The sequence below is a fragment of the Moritella sp. F3 genome (assembly GCF_015082335.1).
Lineage (GTDB): Bacteria > Pseudomonadota > Gammaproteobacteria > Enterobacterales > Moritellaceae > Moritella.
Genome location: NZ_BLRL01000003.1, coordinates 452,306 through 470,847, shown reverse-complemented (window position 1 = coordinate 470,847; position 18,542 = coordinate 452,306). Strand labels below are relative to the sequence as shown.

The following is an 18,542-nucleotide window of genomic DNA, read 5'->3' as shown; positions in this document are numbered from 1 at the left end:
TAGAAAAACTAAAAGCTCTACACATAATGCGTGCATGAGGAAATCTAGGTCAAATGATACTTCAAGGTATTGGGTGCTAAAAAAATGCTAACGCAAAATGGGGGACAAAGCGAATTAGAAACTTTGGGCCAACAGTTTAAAAAATGGTTATTTTCACCCATTCACTACTCCTGTATTTTTAAAGCATCCCCCCACACTAACATAACCTTACTTATCGTGTGTGTAAATATTTAGGCACTATACTTTGTGTTAGGGGAATCACGACTTCATCCGAATCAATCTGGAAAGAATATGCGGCTGAATACAAAGCCGTGGACACATTTACTTGATCATTACAGTACAAATAAACAGGTAAAAGGAAACTGTCAAAATGAAATGCAAATTTAGTCAATGCTTGTTGGTTATCGTTACACTCGTCCTTACCACTGGATGTGCCACAACACAAAGCGAGTTGTTGCTAGCGACAGGGGCTGGCAAAATCGATACCGTGCAAACCCTGCTTATTGAAGGCGCTGACGTAAATGCGAAAAACAGCAAGGGCCTTACATCCCTTATGGTTGCTTCGGGAAAGGGACGTGTTGACATTGTGAAAGTTTTACTTACCAGTGGTGCAGATGTAAATGCACAAATGAAAAATGGTTATACGGCATTAATGTATGCTGCACTAGCTGGTTATACTGATACAGCAAAGGTTTTGATTGAAAAAGGTGCGGATGTAAATGCACAAAACAAGCTTGGCATGACAGTCTTGGTGTTTACGTTGGTTAAAGGTCATCGCGACACTTTAAAAGTATTGCTTGATAATGGTGCTTTTGTTGATGGGAAAGGTGATAGTGATTTTACTCCCCTGATGGCAGCGGCTAGTGATGGGCAATTGGAAATAGTTAATCTTCTACTTTCTAATGGAGCAAATGTAAATGAGAAAAGTGATTATGGTGTAACAGCACTCATGTCAACATTGCTGAACGGCCATTACGACATTGCGAAGTCACTGGCGCAGGCTAAAGATATTAATGTGAATGCAGAAAATGATGACGGTATCACTGCCCTTATGTTAGCTGCACGGGCAGGACAAATAGAAATTGTTGACGTTTTACTGGGCAGTGGTGCTGAGGTGAACGCAAAAACTAAGGGAAATGGTACGACAGCTTTGACCCTAGCGGCACAAGAGGGGCAGCTAAAGGTCGTAACAGCCTTACTTGCTAAAGGCGCTGACGTAAATGCTAAATCAATTGAGGGGCAACCAGCGCTTGAGCATGCAGCCTTTGGAGGGTATAACGAGACTGTAAAACTTCTCCTTAAAGAGGGAGCAAATGTGAATAAAAAAAACAATTATGGCACGACTGCTTTGATGCTTGCAGCGGAAGAAGGTCACCTTAGTACCGTTAAAACACTAATTAACAATGGCGCAGATGTAAATACGGAAGATAATCGTGGAGGAACAGCTTTGAAATTTGCGAAAAAATCGAGACATAACGCTATTCTCCAATTGCTCAAGGAATCTGGGGCTAAGTAATACTGGCCACCGTTTTCGACTCATTCCTGTAAATTATGTGATATGGCAACTACTCCCATTCCTCACATGAGGAAAAGTATAGCAAACTGATATGAATATATTGTATATGAGTAACCGCTCTAACAAGAATAAGGGGCAATTTTGGCTTAGAGCGTCACGCTGGACAAAACCTCGTTAGTTTAAGCCCTAAGGGGCACGGTTCACATTACAAAAATCATTGCTATATTCGGCATATTTAAGAGGCTAACCTGTAAGAAGTAAGCTGTTAATAGATCATTTTAATCGAGTGGGGTTTTGACTCTGCGCATTATCATCTTCATGTTTAATAAACTACATTGACGATTTATCACGAGATCAAAAAGCCTCTAATTAGGAGGTTTAATTCAGTGGATTGTAGCTCTTAACCGCAGCTTTTATAATTTGATTCTAAACATTCTCTCGACATGCTTTGCGCTTCACTTATGCTTCTTGATGTCATTTTCCGTGTTATGAAATCAAATACCTCTTTAGTATCGTAACCATTATGTTTTGCCAAATTAAACCACATATATGCAAGTTTATAATCTTGCCGCACGCCTTCTCCCAATATATACATCACACCTAGGTTATTTTGGGCTTCAGCATGACCCTGCTCAACGGACTTGCGAAATAATTGAAGTGCTTGTTTATAATCTTGTCTCACACCTTTACCTAGTCTATACATCACACCTAGATTATTCTGGGCGTTAGCATGATCTTGTTTAGCAGCTTTGCGGTACCAATCAGTTGCTTGCTTGTCGTTTTTACGCACGCCTTTACCCAATCTATACATCACTCCTAGGTTATTTTGGGCATCTGCATAACCTTGATCAGCGGCTTTATGGTACCAGTGCACAGCTTGTTTATAATCTTGGCGGACGCCTTCACCATAAAAATACATCAGACCTAGATGAAATTGAGCATCTGCATAACCTTGCTCAGCGGCTTTGCTGTACCAATGCACTGCTTGTTTATGATCTTGACGCACACCTAGGCCATTGTTATACATCACTCCTAGGTTAAATTGAGCGTTAGCATGGTCCTGTTCAGCGGCTTTACGATTCCAATGCGCTTCTTGCTTATCATCTTGGAGGACACCTTTACCAAATTTATACCTCTCACCTAGGTTAAATTGAGCATCAGCATAGCCTTGTTCTGCCGCATTACGGAACCAATATACTGCTTGCTTATCGTCTTGAGGCACACCTTGACCCAATCTATACATCACGCCTAGACTATTTTGAGCCATAGCATGGCCCTGTTCAGCGGCTTTACGGTACCAATAAACTGCTTGATTATCATCTTGACGCACGCCTTTACCATTGAGATACATATTACCTAGGTTAAATTGAGCGTCTGCATGATCCTGTTTTGCGGATTTGTTAAACCAATACACAGCTTGCTTATCGTCTTCGGGAATGCTTTTTCCTTTGTCATACATAACACCTAGGTTATTTTGAGCTGCAGCATCTCCCTGCTCTGAAGCTTTACGGAACCAGAGTTCTGCTTGCTTATAGTCTTGCCGCACACCTTTACCCAATATGTACATAACTCCTAGGTTATTTTGGGCATCATCATCGCCCAGCTCAGCAGCTTTGATGTACCAATATACTGCTTGTTTATCATCTTTACGCACGCCTTCACCCAATCTATACATCACACCTAGACTATTTTGGGCATCAGCATAGCCCAGCTCTGCAGATTTACGGAACCAATGCACTGCTTGTTTATAATCTTGACTCACACCTTCACCCAATCGATACATCAAACCTAGGCTGTTTTGAGCATTAGCATGCCCCTGCTCTGCGGCTTTCCGGTACCAATGCGCTGCTTGTTTATAATTTTGGCGCACGCCTTCACCATTGTCATACTTCACACCGAGGTTATTTTGAGCATCTGCACCGCCCTGCTCAGCGGCTTTCCGGTACCAATGCACTGCTTGTTTATGATCTTGGCGCACGCCTAGGCCATTGTTATACATCACACCTAGGTTATTTTGAGCATCTGCACCGCCCTGCTCAGCGGCTTTGCGGTACCAATGCACTGCTTGTTTATGATCTTGGCGCACGCCTAGGCCATTGTTATACATCACACCTAGGTAGAATTGAGCGGTAACATGGCCCTGCTCAGCGGCTTTGCGGTACCAATACACTGCTTGCTTATCATCTTGGCTCACACCTTCACCATTGATATACATCAGACCTAGGTAGAATTGAGCGGCAACATGACCCTGTTCTGCGGCTTTGCGGTACCAATGCACTGCTTGCTCATAATCTTGACGCACACCTTCACCATTGATATACATCAGACCGAGGTGGAATTGAGCGTCAGCATACTCCAGCTCTGCTGCTTTGCGGAACCAATGCATTGCTTGGTTATAATCTTGGCGCGCGCCTTCACCATTGATATACATCAGACCTAGGTTATTTTGAGCGTTAGCATGACCCTGCTCTGCGGCTTTCCGATACCAATGCGCTGCTTGTTTATAATCTTGGCGCACGCCTTCACCATGGTCATACATCACTCCTAGGTTGAATTGAGCGTTAGCATGGCCCAGCTCTGCGAGTGGGTGTAACTCTTTATAGGCTGTTTTGACATCACCGCCATAGAATGCATCCATGCCTTTCTGAAAGTCTGCCGATTGCACCATAGAGGCAAATAAAATAAGAGTCACACCAATAATATTTTTCATTATTCACCTAATAATTATATTTCAGGTCATATTGACAGACAGAAGCACTCGGGTTGAAGTGTAGAGGCTAAACAATAGTGGCCAGCAATTTAGATTCACTATTGCTAATTATAAGACATGAGGAACACCTCACTATTCTTGCATAAGAAAATGTATGGCAAGACGTAATAAATAAAATATGAGTGAGTAAAAGTTCTAACGCGAAATGGGGCAAGTTTGGCTTAGTAACTTAATCCCGGTAGTTACAACTCGCCCCTCCTCACGTCAGGTGCCACATTTCAATACGGCCATGTTCGGGGCGCTCTTGAAACCACAAGCACCAATAATTTGAGTATTTTATTTAATTAAGTCAATAGCTAAGCTTTCTTAACAAACTTAGCTGTTACCATCATCTCGCCTACACCATCCACTTTACAGTCAAGTTGATGATCCTTGCCTTCAATAATGCGTTTAATCACCGCTTTTGTGCCGACTTTAAGTATTAGCGAGCTGCCTTTCACTTTAAGATCTTTAGCTAACGTTAACTTATCACCTTCTTGCAATTGCGTACCGTTAGCATCTTTTACGATAAATATATCTTCAAGTAATTCAGATGGGTTCCACTCATTTGCACATTCAGGGCAAATGAGCTGGTTTTGATCTTGGTAAACAAATTCAGATTTACATTTTGGACAAGGAGGAAGAGACATACATGATACTTCTTTAAATTAGGTTGAAATGCATAGTAATAGGTCTATTTGACCTTTACGAGTATATTCTAACGAATTAACAGATTCCGTTTCTATGACGATGACAAGTTAACCAACGAGTTCAAAACGATACAACCCATCATGTTCTGCATTAACACGACTCTCCTGACCATTAATAATAATACTCAATTTGTGTGTACCTAAATGAAACACACGGGTACTAATTATTTTAAAGCTTTGGTGGCGTGTTATCTGTTCTTGTGTATTCCCAGCAATAACGCGTTCAGTAATTTTAAATACTTTTCGCGCCAAGGTTCCATTCTTTTTAAGATAATAAAGACCATATTCCAAACGTAATTTTTGTGGGCAACTACTCGTATTATCAATCGTGAAATTAAACGTCAGCTTGTCCCCTACTTTTACAACCGGTGTCGTGACCGCCATGTCGGTTAACGTTATTAAGTCTTGTTTAAAGCCAAACAGTGCCATGATATCTGGCTGAGCTTGCTTGAGTAATGTACGGCACGCATGTTTGACTAATTTGTCTGTGTGTTCGTTATCACCTAACCATTGCGTTGCAATCTGCACTACTACATCGCAGTTATCTTTAGCAATGTCATTGAGGTTATTCGCTACACTGCGCCTCACAACTTCACAGTCATCGCATTTCAATGCTGTTAAAATAGGTAACAAAGGCCTGGGATCATGTTTAAACTCAGGTAACGCCATTGCCCACGGGAGTCGAGGCCGAGAGCCTTCACTAGCTAAGCGGCGGACATGGCGGCTTTCGTGTTGCGTCCATGCTTGTAGCTGCACCAACATTTTAGCGGGATAACGTATGATGAATGGTCTAACTGCAAATTCACAACTGGTATATTGTGTCACACATTCAAAGCCATCCACCGCACAGTCATAATCTTCAAGCCCATACATTTCGATATAAGCAGGCAAAAACATAAATTCAATACTCTGCTCTTTAATACCTTGAGCACGCAATTCAGCAATAATGCACTTAAGTACTGAAATAGCATCACTAAAATCAGTAGGCATAAAGTGATGTAGCACGTCCGCTGTATGATGCATACGTTGTTTAAGCTCATATCCAACAAAATGCTCATTAAAGATAAGTTGGTTAAATTTAACCGCATCAAACTCAGGTAGTACCTTCGTTAACACATCTGAAAATTGGTTATAAAATGCAGGGCAATAAATGTCTTTGAATAACTCAGCCATAAGTAAACTTCATCCTAATGTAATCAATAAATAATTGAATCGTACGGTTATCCTGTGTATCTTGTTTTCATTATAAAGTTAGAACGATTTTATCGTCAATGACGATAACTATATATAAGTAATTGGTGAAAAATCTGTTAGTTATCTTGGAGTATTTAAAATGAACAGCATTGATGTTTTTGTAAAAAACTGGGGCAGTAAAAATGCCATGGTGCCAATCAATGGTGATGATATTGTAGAGCTTGAATCAAAATTAAACGGCGTGTTACCTGACTCGTATAAATATTTAATCTCAACATACGGCTTAGTTCACACGCCAAATGTATTAACTAAAATTTGTGATTTAAATTCCGACATTTCTGAAGTACAAGATTTCTTAAGCCTAGACGATGTCGCGTCACTATCGCAGTTGTATGAAATGAGCGGTATGCCCAAGGGACACATTTTGTTTGCGTCTGACTGTAAGGGCAATATGTTTTGTTTCAAGCTCAGCGATTGCACGACTCAGCAAGCGGATGCGACTGTATGGTTTTTTAATTATGCAGCCTGTACGGTTACGCAAGTATCAAACTCGTTCACCGAATGGCTAGACCAGTTTAATGAACTTTAGCAGCTAAGAATAATCTCTACAGGCAGTTTTAGTGGCAAGGCTGCTTTAAGTTACATAAACTTAACGCAGTAGATCTCGAACATAATGCACGACGTAGATCGCTTAACATAATACACATATTGGTGATGCACCAAGACAGCGTGGTATTGATATTATTCAACCCACAAAGGATCTCGAAAATGGAAAAGAGTCTTTTTCAGTTTATCTGGAAATATTCAAAACGGAATCAGTTGATTCTATCGGCTATCACCCTTCTCACGTTTCCGATCCTCTATGTATCGCTGGAGCTACCTAAACGCATAATAAATGATGCCATTGGCGGCACCGGCGAAGATGTCACGGTACTCGGTGTACTGCTTAATCAGACAGAATTTTTGATGGTGCTTTGTGTTGGTTTCTTAGTTGCTGTATTAGCCAATGGCTTATTGAAGATGAAGTTAAACACCATGAAAGGTGTCTTAGCTGAACGTTTATTACGACGATTTCGTTTTCAAATGGTTACCCGAATTTTAAGATTCCCTCGTTCATATTTCCGCACTACAAGTCAGGGTGAACTCGTATCTATGGTGACCTCTGAAGCGGAACCGATGGGATCATTAATGGGCGATATGCTGTCACGCCCGATTCTTCAAGCAGGGCAAATGTTAACCATTCTTGCCTTCTTATTTGCCCAAAGCTTCTGGTTTGGTCTCGCATCTATCACCCTTATCCCATTACAAGCATGGATAATTCCCAAGTTACAGCGTCAGATTAACTTATTGAATAAAGCTAGAATTCAAGAAATTCGTAAGCTAGCCGCAGATATCGGCGAAACGGCAGCAGGCGTCAGTGATATTCGAACTAACGGTGGAGTACGTCATCGACTGTCATTATTTTCCAATCGTTTAGGTAAACTGTTCGGTATCCGCTTCGAAATTTACCAAAAGAAATTCTTCATGAAGTTCCTGAACAACTTCATTAACCAATTAACCCCCTTCTTTTTCTATTCAGTTGGTGGCTATTTAGCGATTCAAGGCGAGATCACTGTCGGCGCGCTCGTTGCCGCGTTAGCAGCATACAAAGATCTATCATCACCTTGGAAAGAATTGCTGACTTATTACAATCAAACCCAAGATATGGCGCTACGCTGGGAAGTCGTCACCGAACGCTTCTCATCGAAGACATTAGTTGACGATACTTTATTTGATGGCGAACCAGATACCGAGACCAGCCTTAACGGTGACATTGAACTGAAAAACATTACCGTACGTGATGAAGATGGACATGCAATTTTAGAAGACATCAACCTGACAATTCCCAAAGGTGCTCGTGTTGCGATTAAGACCAATAATGAGTCTAGCGCCCTCGCTTTTGCAGATTTGTTAACACGTGAGGTTATTCCATATCGCGGGTCACTGACGATAGCCGGAAATGAGATGAACGGTTTACATCAGACAGTGGTTGCCAATCGTATCGGTTATGCCAATTCCAAACCGTATATTTTTAAAGGCACGCTTGGTGAAAACCTGCTGATGCCATTTAACTATCAGCCAATTCTGGGTACCGATATTTCCGTAGATGTCACGGATTGGCAAATCGAATCAGCCCGAGCAGGTAACAGTGTCGATCCATTTAAACCAAATTGGGTTGTCCCAGAAACAGCGGGGTTCCAGTCATACGATGAGATCAAAGACTGGTGGTTCCAGTTAGTTGAAGCCATGGGTACCGACGATCTCATTGTGCGCCGAGGGTTACGCTCACGACTTGATCCTGATACGCAAAGCGAACTAGTAGAAGCCATTGTGCAGTTACGACCTGAAATAGCCAAACGATTGGCCAAAGCGGGACTTGATGACATTGTGCATACCTTTGATCCTGAAAAGTTCAATCCAGTCTCGCCGCTGGGCAGCAATTTACTCTATGCAGTGCCTACTAAAATGCTTACGCAACTAAGCTTGTCACAAGAAGATAACTTTGTGCAAATGCTACAAGATGAAGGCATTGCGGACTATTTAGCGCACATGTCCGCCAACCTCATCGAAGGTCTCACAGAAACGTTTGGCACTGATGGTACTGACCACCCACTATTTCGCCGTTTAAATATGGACGAAGATCTTTACCATCAACTTCGAGTCATCGTAGCAAAACGCCGTTTAGTAGGTCAAAGTGGCTTATCTGCTGAAGATTTCGCACTCATGTTGACCGTACCTTTTGCGTTTTCTGCCGAACAGATAGGTCCATTGTTCACCGATTTGTTCAAACAACGGATCTTACAAATTCGCATGAAGAGTGCCGCCGAAATGGTGGCGAAATTAGACGGCCTATTTAAACCCATCGACCCACAGCAATATTTTCCTGTTATGTCAGTGCTTGGTAATGCCATTTTCGGTCGTATTTCCAGTTTGGCTGGTGCACGAGAAAAGTTAATTGAAGATATTATTGTTGATGTCCTAAAAGAACACGGATTAAGAAGGTTAGTCGCGCAATCTTTATATGATGTTGCGACAACGCAAGGCGGGGAAAACCTACCCGCTATCTTCAGAGAGCGTTTAGCATTTAGCCGAGCTGGCATCAAAAAACCTGATATTCTGATCCTAAGAAATGCACTCGCTAGCCACGAAGGTGACGCACGCGCGTTAACGCGACGACGTATTAGTGAATTAATGCCAGATAGTACTCAAATCTTTATCGAAAATCACTTCCTTAGCCCAGAAAGCTACGATTTATTCGTCGAAATTGTCGATGGCCGTATTGATGGTATCGCCCGTCAAGATCAACCGGAAGATGATGATGCACGTCAGGATTTGAAACGTAAATTACGCGTGATTGGACAGACTGATTTGTTTGGTCAGTTGGATCTAAAACAACAGCGCCTACTGGCATTTAGTGCACAATGGTACAAAGCAAAACCAGGACAAGCCATTTTTAGTGCCGAAGAAGAAGCAGATGCTGCTTACCTCTGTGTTAAGGGCTCTGCGGGTCTATACTGGCCAGCAACAGCAGTCGAACAGCGCCTAGTAACTGAAATTTTACCCGGGCGATTAATCGGTGATTTAGCGGTCATTCATGACGCGCCACGCCTGTTAGATTTAATAGCCATAGAAGACTGCGTATTTTTACGCATCGGAGCGAGTGAGTTAATCGCCGTGATCGAGAACGATGCGATGGTGGCGGCAAGCCTACTACGTTCGGTTGCTTCGCATTTATCAGAAACGGCAACAAACCTGCGTGCAATGCGTGCATTTGCAATTAAACGTGGTATCGATTTTAGTGAATTAGATGAAAAAGAGATTGGCGACGACCGGTAATTCAGTTGCTTACCGCGGTGGAGCCAATAATGGTTGAAATCATTATTGGCTCATATTGCTTATTGCAACGTAATCAAAATTTACGCCAACATCCTACTTAAGAACGAAAGAAAGCTAACCGATACTGATATAACCGTTCTGCTGTATAACCTTGCCACTCTTCATTAGTCAGTGTTTTCTTTGTCGTCGCACGTTCATTGGCAAGTGTAAGCTCTAATTCATTCAAGCCCTGCTGATAACTCATCACTTCCTGTTGCTGCTGTTCAACTTGATTGGCTCTACTCGCTATATCTTGCTGACTCTCAGCCGTTAAATACTGCGTAGCAAGTTCAGTCTTAATACGCGCAGCTTCGTGAGCAGGCATTGATGTCGGAATTAATTTTACAGCCTCTTCATACTTAGCCCCTTCAGATTCGAGACCAAACGATAGCAAATCGTCGCCTAACTCTTCTAGCATTTCATTATATTCTTGTATGAATTCATCGGCGTCTTGAGTCTGACTGAGCAGATTGTTCGATTCAACTAACGATAACCTGTAATTATAATAAGCCGCTTGTTCTTCAAACAATAAACTGGCATCAATACCCCATACCAGCTCCCGTATCGCTTTAACGTTGGCAACTTTTTCTGCCAACGTGGCATCTTGGCTGATTAATGACTCCCCCATCAAACGTTGTTCTTTTTGTTGATTCACGGGGAAATTACGTAGCAATTGATAGCGACGAGCAGTCAGTATTAACTGTTTTTCAGCAAGCATTTCATCACAGTTATTTTGTTGACCGCACTGTGTCCAAAACGAAGTTAACGCGGTCATGAGCGTTTCCCCTCTCGCCTCTTGCAATAAAGTATCTTGCTCAGGTATCGTATTATTCATGGCGGCTTCGCTCTGAACCTTAGTTGGTATTGTTCCTGCCGCTGGTATTGATTCATTCGTGGCCATTGATTCAGATTGAGGGCTCGCTGAAGTGAACACAGCAGTCTCTCTCTCCGCATTAAGTTCATTTTCACTCGAAATGAAAAAATAAACACTGCCAATAAAGGCAGCGCTTACCAAAAATAACCGACCCCGCATTAACGGATCTCCGCTTTAACTGGGAAATGATCAGACAAATTCCAATCTTTCCATAAACTAGCTACCGTAGTACGAGGTACCTTCACTGTGTTTATGTTTTCACTGCGTTGCGCAAATTCATTACTTGCCACGATATAATCAAGGTATTCAATATTCTCGCCACCCGATAAAGCACTGCCAGCAAAGGCATTGATGCGAGGGTCAAATGTTGACTCTGTATATCCCGCATATTCCGGCTCATCAGCACTCAGATTAACAAACATCTGTTGATAATCCGTTGGGAATTTACGTTTATTCACATTGAAATCACCACCATAAACAACGGTATCTGTGACAGGAATATTTTGAGTATGAGCAAATTCACGGATCTGACGGAATTGGCGCTGACGGTAATCACGTGCAGTATCAGTGTCAAACGACGCGGTGTGCGTAGCAAATACGTGATAGGCCTTACCATTTTTAATCACTTCAGCATAGTTAACGCCTTTATCAGCAAAGCAATCGGTACCAGAGCAGTCAGGATAAACATATTGCCCTTCATTCACAATTGGATAACGGCTTACAATAGTGACACCACCATCGTAAACATTAATTCCAGGGTGATCTAACATCTTGGTTTGATATGGGTATTCTTTGGCAAGATCCCGTAAAAAGGCATCTCGACCAGAAGCAAACACTTCCTGCAACATAAGTACATCATAACCTTTCAAGTGTTTTGGTATTTCTTGAAAACGCTCGCCTATGTGTGACGCGATAACAGGCAGAGCCCATACGTTATATGACATCACTTTTAGCGCGTTGCCGTCATGTTCAGGTTGCTCATCAATTTTTTGTGGCGTGATAGTATAATGTATATCGTCATAACGCCCCGTGGCACTAGCTTTAAACGCAATTTCAGTGCTTGTACTATTGCTATTATATTGAGATTGGTAACGATAAGTATCGCGATCATCTGCCCAGTTCAACGCGATATCATTGGCACTAGCTCCGTGTTCGAGTGACGATTTATACCAATAACCTTTCACTTGTTGTAACAAAGACAGCGACTCACCATTTTCATTAGTAACAAGTGTTTCAAATTGATAGTTATCACCTGATTTTATCCCTTCCCAACGGTTAAAACTTAACACCATTTTGGTTTCCCACGGTTTTAGTGTCTGTACGTGTTGTTGCCACTCAGCACCTTCTTGAAGCAAATCAGAACCAGTATGGTTGACATCAATCGACATTGTTTGATTGGAATTATTAGTCAGATAAATATCACTATCGGCAAGTGCAGAAGCGCTCAATGCGCAAGTGAGGCAAGTTGTTGTCATTACATTTTTTAGTATATTCACATCAAATCCTTTGATTGTTGTTTTAACGGATCTGAGGTTAAGTGAAGAATATGACATTTAATATACAATATTATTAAATATTTAGTTGTAGTCACAGTTGAGAATAAATAACGCTAATAACTGTGACTCTTGATGCTAAACACTAAATTAATGGTTAAAGTTGGCATTCAAAATGATTAACGCATTAGAAAGATCATTCTATTTTTAGAGATCCTGAACTGAGCATTATTTACAGTAAATTCAAAAAGTATTTACTGTTATGACATTTTTTTCACTCAAACAGTTTATAATGCTGTCAAATTTATCCTTTAATCAATAAAGTAGATGGAAAATCATGAGTAAAGTTTCTACCTTTCTAAAAGGCATGGCGATGGGTGCTGCAGATGTTGTACCTGGTGTGTCAGGCGGTACTATCGCTTTCATTACCGGCATTTACGATACACTGCTTGGTAGCATTAGTCGCATTACACCCCGTCTGATCGGTATGATCCGCAAGGATGGTCTGAAAGCCGCATATGATTACGTTAATGGTACATTCTTGATTGTGTTACTGGCGGGTATCCTAACGAGTATCTTTACGCTAGCGCGTGTTATCACCTGGATGCTCAATACCCACCCTATTCCACTGTGGTCTTTCTTCTTCGGTTTAATCATCATCTCTGTAAACCACATGTTCAAACAAGTGGAATTCTGGAAAGTCAGCCGCTTTGTCGCTGTACTTGCTGGTATTGGCTTTGCTTATAGTATTACCGTGCTACAGCCTCTCAACCTTGAACCAACTTCGCTGAATATCTTGCTGGCTGGTTCCATTGCAATTTGTGCGATGATCTTACCGGGGATTTCAGGTAGCTTCATCCTGCTTATGTTAGGTATGTATACACCGATTCTTGCTGCTGCTAAATCTTTCGACATCGTGACCTTAGCGACTTTCGCCTCTGGTTGTGCCATTGGTATTCTGACATTTTCGCACGTACTGACTTGGGTACTGAAACACTATCGCGATATCGCGCTGACATTTTTAACCGGACTCATGATCGGGACACTGGGTAAAGTATGGCCATGGAAAGAAACACTAACGTGGCGTACAAACTCAAGTGGTCTTGAAGTGCCGCTATTAGAACGTAACCTTTCACCCTTCAGCTTTGAACAAGTGACAGGACAACCGGCATTATTAGCTTATGCGATTGTTGCGATGCTTGCTGCGATCGCGCTTATCATAGTGCTAGAAAGAACCGCAAGTAAATCAGTATCTAACTAGTTTTAGTCGTTAACATAACTAACAACCAAGTAGTATTAATTTGGTTGTTAGTTTAATCTATCGACAAATCACATCAATCCACAATGGACGCTTTTACTTTGCGATAACCTAACCAGCCAAACAGGCTAATAAAGAACACAGGCCCAAGCCAAAGTACATAGGTTCTCGGTTCAAATTTTGGTTTATACAACACCATGTCGCCGAAACGATTCGTCATATAATCAATTACTTGTGCATCCGTATCACCTTTATCCACCATCAAATAAACAGTTAAACGTAAATCCTTGGCAATGGGTGAATTAGACTCCATTAGGTTTTGATTCTGACACTGAGGGCAGCGTAATTGACGCGCCAGGTTAATCGCCCGCTTTTGTGTATCAATAGAGTTAAACTCAAATACATCAACCAACGGTGTTGATTCAGCAGATAAAGGCAACGCAAAAAACAAGGTAATAAAACAGAAATACAAGGATAACAACTTCATTTACAACCTCCTTATGATGTTTGGTTATTTAACAGCAGTTGTATAAATGGCTTGAAGTAATGTTGCCACACCTTTTCATCCAATGCGCCAGAATAACGAAACAGCACAATGCCTTGGCTATCTAACAGGTACGTTTCTGGCGTAGCAATAACCCCCATATCCAACGCAAGTTTACCATCTGGATCAAAGATATTCGCAACATAAGGATTACCCAGCGCACTGATTACCTTACGCGCAGCATACACATCATCACGATAATTTAATCCGACAATGCGTACATTGTCTTTCACTGCCAGTTTCATCAAAAAATCATGTTCGCTTTGACACACACCGCACCAAGAAGCCCATACATTTAACAGCGTGAAGCGCTTGTCAGTTGGTGATAAGTCATTATCGGTTTGGAACACGCTGTTATCTATCAAAACAGAATCTAAATCACTTGCAGTAAAGCTTGGGATTGGCTTTCCCACCAAAACTGACGGTGTAATTTGACCTTCTTGAGCGGTTAACGCAAACATCATCGATACAACGAATACTAGCCCCAATAGACTCGGTAGCATCAGCTTGAATTTAGACTTAACTTTAGATTCAGGTTTAAGACTCAATTTCTTATTTTGCATAACGCTGCCCTATCGCTAACATGCCGCCAAGCATCATCATGATACTACCCGCCCATAACCAGTTAATAAACGCTCTGTTTTGAATCCGAATAGCATAAGAATCACGGTCAATTTTTTCCCCCATGGTGATATAAACATCTCGTAACCAAGTTGAATGGATAGCGGGTTCACTCATATTCATGACACGTACTGGGTAATGGCGTCTTTGTGGTTTTAATTGCACAATATGACCTTCATTATCAATAACCTCTAGTAGCGCCTGCTCTGCGGTATAGTTAGTAGCAACTAACCATTCTGTGTCAATATAATTAATGGTTAAATCACCTAATTCAACCGAGCTGCCGGGGCTCATTTTCGCACTGACTTCTGTTGAATTGTAACTGACAATGAGTATACCAACGGCTGTCACCGCAACGCCGATATGCGCAATAGCCATGCCTAAATGACGCATACTCACACCAGCAAACAACGTTGACATGACAATACCTGCACACAATATCAACACCAATAAGACATACAAGGACAAGGTTTCATTAAACAAGTAACTGGTGACAGAACCGATCACAACAGAAGAAACCCAAACTAATATCACCTTCGTACTGATGCCAGTAAAGTTAGTTTTCTGCCAATGTATGAAAGGCGCGACAACCATCAATACAAAACATAATAATGCCAAGGGAACGAATACCGCATTAAAGAAAGGCGCCCCCACCGAAATACTCGCCAAATTAAAGACTTGGAATATCATTGGATAAAAAGTACCAAGTAGCACAGATAGCGTGGTAACGACGAGTACACAATTGAGTATCAAAAACAAAACTTCTCGACTGGCAATACTACGTAATCGTAATGGTTTAATTTTGCCACTTTGTAACATGAATAAGGTTAATGGCACGACCACACAAATGGCTAAGATCACTAACAGCACAAGCCCTCGTGTCGGGTCGACAGCAAATGCATGCACTGACGTTAAGATCCCAGATCGAACAACAAATGTGCCTAATAAGCTTAAACTAAAGGTGAAAATAGACAGTAATAAACTCCAGTTAATCAGCGCCTGACGTTTCTCACTGGCGATCAGTGAATGTAATAATGCCGTCCCCGTTAACCAAGGCAGCAATGACGCATTTTCAACCGGATCCCAAAACCACCAGCCACCCCAACCGAGTTCATAATAGGCCCACCAGGAACCCAATGCGACACCACCCGTTAACATGATCCATGCAGCAAGCGTCCAAGATCGGCTCCACTGCGGCCACGGGATATTAATGTCAGGCATAGTTAGCGCAGCGACTGCAAAGGCAAACGCGCCTGAAAATCCAACATAGCCTAAATACAGTAATGGCGGATGAAAAATCAGCCCCACATCTTGTAACATAGGGTGCAAGTCCCGGCCCTCCATAGGCACTGGAAATAGACGAGAAAAAGGATTCGAACCTAACAGTGTAAACAAACCAAACGCCGCGGTTAAGAGACTTAATACAATTAAGACTCGGCTGATAAAAGCTTGGTTATGATTACGATTCACAAACGCTATCGCAGCCGACCATAATGACAGCGAGAATACCCAAAATAGCAGTGAACCTTCATGCCCGCCCCACACTGCGGCGATCTTAAAGAATACCGGTAACTGAGAGTTTGAATGTTGGGCAATATAATTAACGGAAAAATCGTCAGCAGTGAAACTATAAGCAAGTAGACAAATAGACGTGGTCACCGCGATAAATGCAGTATAACTAAATAGCCATGAATAACGGCTTAGCTGTGATTGTTTCGTCACAATACCAAACAACGGAATAGCGGCACCGAGCATCGCGCTCAGAGTACCTAGAATAAGTGAAAATAATGCAATTTCTGGGATCATAGACGGATCCATTATGTATAGAAAAACAAAGAGAGCTCTAATGAGCTCTCTTAACTTATATAAGTCATTAGCTTGTACTTAGATGCCTTAACTTAGGTACATTAACTTAGGCTCAAGATATTAACTTTGATTTAAGACAACCGTTAATAATACAATAAGATAATCCTTAAGTGATAGCCTCGTTATTGTTTAGTACTCGCTAAATAACAGTTAAACGACGGTCATCTGGCCTGCGTACAAGATAAATGTTCGCAGCATTAACACCCCAACAAGGCTCAAAGAAGTAACCACTAATACAAAGGCTTTATTATGTTGAGCTTGAGTTGGTACAAAAAAGTTAAGCGCCAGTGGCACTAACATACCCGCGCCAACAACACCGTACCAGAACCAGGTTGCCCAGAACCCACCGCCAATAGCCGCCATCGCAGCCACTTCGTTCTGACCGCCACCAAAGATAAGGCCAGTAAAAAATGTCAGCAGTACAAACAGTTCGAATACCACAACAGGACGCTCGATACTGTGGATCCATCGCACACTTTTACTGTGGAATGACTCCTTAAAGCCAATAATACCCACCATCAAGCAGGCAGCAGCACCCGAAGACACACTCGAGAAGATAAACAACACAGGTAACACAGGGTTATTTAACATTGGGTATGTTTTCAACGCCGATAATAAAAAGCCTGTATAAGCGGCGAGCATCACAGCAAGCAGAGCTAAAAATAACTCTAACGCATTCTCAAATTTAGCGATTTTGTCTACAATCGGGTTAACAAAAGCCAAACGACCTTTAAAAAGCTTCTGTAGCAATGTCGCTAACTCGTCTTTAAACATCACTGCAATCCAAGTAAATAAAATAATCATATAAACCTGGAACAAGATCACACCCATCGACATCACTGAGGTTGGGTTAAAGTAAACGAGGATCTTCCAAAATGCTAAAGGCTTGGTTAAGTGAAAAATCAAAATCGTTAAGCCTGATATGATCCCCAAGGGCGCTAAAATTGCCGTTGCTTTGATAATACCGTTAGCAGACGCTTTACCTTCAATCACCTTACGCTTCAAATGAATAGAAATGAGTACCATGCCCGCTGACATCCCAGTTAAAAACAGGTATATCGCAATGATCCAGTCCCATACCAATGAATCAAACGTAAACGCACTTACAAATGTATTCATCGTTTTATCTCCCCTTTTGTATCCGCCACTTTATACAGTTTTGGTTCGGTCCCTAACTCTACTTTCGAGCGATAAACAGCATTGCTAGCAATCACTTTGTTTATCTCACTCGTCGGGTCGTTAAGATCACCAAAGGTCAGCGCTTTCGTCGGACATGATTCGACACAAGCAGGTAATTTACCGGCTTTCAAATTGGTATCACGACAGAAGTTACACTTATCTGCAGATTTTGTTTCTGGGTGGAAGAAGCGCACTTTATACGGACAAGCTGCGAGGCAGTAGCCACAACCGACACACTTGTCACCATGCACATCAACAATGCCGGTTTTAAGATCAACATACGATGCACCCGTCGGACAAACCGTAACACAAGGGGCGTTATCACAATGCTGACAAGAAACGCGTGTAAATGTGTAATCAACGTCAGGGTATTCGCCCATCGGTGCGCTACGTTCTATTTTTAAGCGAGAAACACCTTCTGGTACGTTATTGGTTTCACGGCATGCATCTGTACATGCAGTACAACCAATACACGCTGTTTCGTCAAAAACCATACCGTAGCGTTTATCACCGTCATCTTGTGTTGCTACTAATGACTTTTGACCAAAGGCAACTTTAGAAACACCGGTAGTAAAAATTACCGCGCCAGCACCGAGTAATAAATTTCGTCTAGAACAGGCCAT

General features: G+C 41.9%; 14 protein-coding genes. 4 read left to right on the top strand and 10 right to left on the bottom strand.

The window, feature by feature from the left end; genetic code table 11:
• Positions 1-370 precede the first annotated feature (370 nt).
• Positions 371-1,516, top strand: a complete 1,146-nt coding sequence (locus JFU56_RS08360) for an ankyrin repeat domain-containing protein (protein WP_198436819.1) — start codon at positions 371-373, stop codon at positions 1,514-1,516.
• Between the two features lie 400 nt (positions 1,517-1,916).
• On the opposite strand, the gene JFU56_RS08355 is transcribed toward JFU56_RS08360, so the two are convergent.
• The 3 genes from JFU56_RS08355 to JFU56_RS08345 form a co-directional block, all read right to left on the bottom strand.
• Positions 1,917-4,226: a tetratricopeptide repeat protein gene (locus tag JFU56_RS08355; RefSeq protein WP_198436818.1), complete on the bottom strand. Its 2,310-nt coding sequence runs from the start codon at positions 4,224-4,226 to the stop codon at positions 1,917-1,919.
• 356 nt (positions 4,227-4,582) lie between these two features.
• Positions 4,583-4,915, bottom strand: a complete 333-nt coding sequence (locus JFU56_RS08350) for a zinc ribbon domain-containing protein YjdM (RefSeq protein ID WP_198436817.1) — start codon at positions 4,913-4,915, stop codon at positions 4,583-4,585.
• Between the two features lie 108 nt (positions 4,916-5,023).
• Positions 5,024-6,148 (bottom strand): DNA alkylation repair protein, encoded by a 1,125-nt coding sequence (locus JFU56_RS08345; protein WP_198436816.1) that lies wholly within the window; start codon positions 6,146-6,148, stop codon positions 5,024-5,026.
• Positions 6,149-6,308: 160 nt separating this feature from the next.
• Between JFU56_RS08345 and JFU56_RS08340 the strand changes: the two genes are divergently transcribed.
• A complete protein-coding gene (locus JFU56_RS08340; protein ID WP_198436815.1) occupies positions 6,309-6,758 on the top strand; it encodes an SMI1/KNR4 family protein in 450 nt (149 codons plus the stop codon).
• Positions 6,759-6,937: 179 nt separating this feature from the next.
• On the top strand, positions 6,938-10,045 hold the full coding sequence (locus JFU56_RS08335; protein WP_198436814.1) for an ABC transporter transmembrane domain-containing protein: 3,108 nt from the start codon (positions 6,938-6,940) through the stop codon (positions 10,043-10,045).
• Between the two features lie 97 nt (positions 10,046-10,142).
• On the opposite strand, the gene JFU56_RS08330 is transcribed toward JFU56_RS08335, so the two are convergent.
• Positions 10,143-11,117 (bottom strand): chromosome segregation ATPase, encoded by a 975-nt coding sequence (locus JFU56_RS08330; protein ID WP_198436813.1) that lies wholly within the window; start codon positions 11,115-11,117, stop codon positions 10,143-10,145.
• The gene (locus tag JFU56_RS08325) at positions 11,117-12,454 is read right to left on the bottom strand and encodes a sphingomyelin phosphodiesterase (RefSeq protein WP_198436812.1); all 1,338 of its coding nucleotides are present in this window, start codon (positions 12,452-12,454) and stop codon (positions 11,117-11,119) included. The genes JFU56_RS08330 and JFU56_RS08325 overlap by 1 nt, the downstream gene beginning before the upstream one ends.
• 334 nt (positions 12,455-12,788) lie before the next feature.
• Between JFU56_RS08325 and JFU56_RS08320 the strand changes: the two genes are divergently transcribed.
• The gene (locus JFU56_RS08320; RefSeq protein ID WP_198436811.1) at positions 12,789-13,712 is read left to right on the top strand and encodes a DUF368 domain-containing protein; all 924 of its coding nucleotides are present in this window, start codon (positions 12,789-12,791) and stop codon (positions 13,710-13,712) included.
• Positions 13,713-13,785: 73 nt separating this feature from the next.
• Here JFU56_RS08320 and JFU56_RS08315 read toward each other — a convergent pair whose 3' ends face one another.
• The 5 genes from JFU56_RS08315 to nrfC all read right to left on the bottom strand — a co-directional run bounded on the left by JFU56_RS08315 (position 13,786) and on the right by nrfC (position 18,542).
• Positions 13,786-14,196 carry a cytochrome c-type biogenesis protein gene (locus JFU56_RS08315; RefSeq protein ID WP_198436810.1) on the bottom strand — a complete coding sequence of 137 codons (411 nt, stop codon included), beginning with the start codon at positions 14,194-14,196 and terminating at the stop codon, positions 13,786-13,788.
• Positions 14,197-14,207: 11 nt separating this feature from the next.
• On the bottom strand, positions 14,208-14,816 hold the full coding sequence (locus tag JFU56_RS08310; protein ID WP_198436809.1) for a DsbE family thiol:disulfide interchange protein: 609 nt from the start codon (positions 14,814-14,816) through the stop codon (positions 14,208-14,210).
• Positions 14,806-16,680 carry a heme lyase CcmF/NrfE family subunit gene (locus JFU56_RS08305; protein ID WP_198436808.1) on the bottom strand — a complete coding sequence of 625 codons (1,875 nt, stop codon included), beginning with the start codon at positions 16,678-16,680 and terminating at the stop codon, positions 14,806-14,808. The genes JFU56_RS08310 and JFU56_RS08305 overlap by 11 nt, the downstream gene beginning before the upstream one ends.
• Positions 16,681-16,890: 210 nt before the next feature.
• Entirely contained in the window at positions 16,891-17,859 is a 969-nt protein-coding gene (gene nrfD, locus JFU56_RS08300) for a cytochrome c nitrite reductase subunit NrfD (protein WP_198436807.1), read from the bottom strand.
• Positions 17,856-18,542: a cytochrome c nitrite reductase Fe-S protein gene (nrfC, locus tag JFU56_RS08295; protein WP_198436806.1), complete on the bottom strand. Its 687-nt coding sequence runs from the start codon at positions 18,540-18,542 to the stop codon at positions 17,856-17,858. Before nrfC ends, nrfD begins: the two co-directional genes overlap by 4 nt.

What these genes read in the sequence shown, in the direction of transcription:
- JFU56_RS08360 (WP_198436819.1), top strand. Translation starts at nt 371, where the DNA reads ATGAAATGCAAATTTAGTCAATGCTTGTTGGTTATCGTTACACTCGTC.
- JFU56_RS08355 (WP_198436818.1), bottom strand. Translation starts at nt 4,226, where the DNA reads ATGAAAAATATTATTGGTGTGACTCTTATTTTATTTGCCTCTATGGTG.
- JFU56_RS08350 (WP_198436817.1), bottom strand. Translation starts at nt 4,915, where the DNA reads ATGTCTCTTCCTCCTTGTCCAAAATGTAAATCTGAATTTGTTTACCAA.
- JFU56_RS08345 (WP_198436816.1), bottom strand. Translation starts at nt 6,148, where the DNA reads ATGGCTGAGTTATTCAAAGACATTTATTGCCCTGCATTTTATAACCAA.
- JFU56_RS08340 (WP_198436815.1), top strand. Translation starts at nt 6,309, where the DNA reads ATGAACAGCATTGATGTTTTTGTAAAAAACTGGGGCAGTAAAAATGCC.
- JFU56_RS08335 (WP_198436814.1), top strand. Translation starts at nt 6,938, where the DNA reads ATGGAAAAGAGTCTTTTTCAGTTTATCTGGAAATATTCAAAACGGAAT.
- JFU56_RS08330 (WP_198436813.1), bottom strand. Translation starts at nt 11,117, where the DNA reads ATGCGGGGTCGGTTATTTTTGGTAAGCGCTGCCTTTATTGGCAGTGTT.
- JFU56_RS08320 (WP_198436811.1), top strand. Translation starts at nt 12,789, where the DNA reads ATGAGTAAAGTTTCTACCTTTCTAAAAGGCATGGCGATGGGTGCTGCA.
- JFU56_RS08315 (WP_198436810.1), bottom strand. Translation starts at nt 14,196, where the DNA reads ATGAAGTTGTTATCCTTGTATTTCTGTTTTATTACCTTGTTTTTTGCG.
- JFU56_RS08310 (WP_198436809.1), bottom strand. Translation starts at nt 14,816, where the DNA reads ATGCAAAATAAGAAATTGAGTCTTAAACCTGAATCTAAAGTTAAGTCT.
- JFU56_RS08305 (WP_198436808.1), bottom strand. Translation starts at nt 16,680, where the DNA reads ATGATCCCAGAAATTGCATTATTTTCACTTATTCTAGGTACTCTGAGC.
- nrfD (WP_198436807.1), bottom strand. Translation starts at nt 17,859, where the DNA reads ATGAATACATTTGTAAGTGCGTTTACGTTTGATTCATTGGTATGGGAC.
- nrfC (WP_198436806.1), bottom strand. Translation starts at nt 18,542, where the DNA reads ATGGCCTGTTCTAGACGAAATTTATTACTCGGTGCTGGCGCGGTAATT.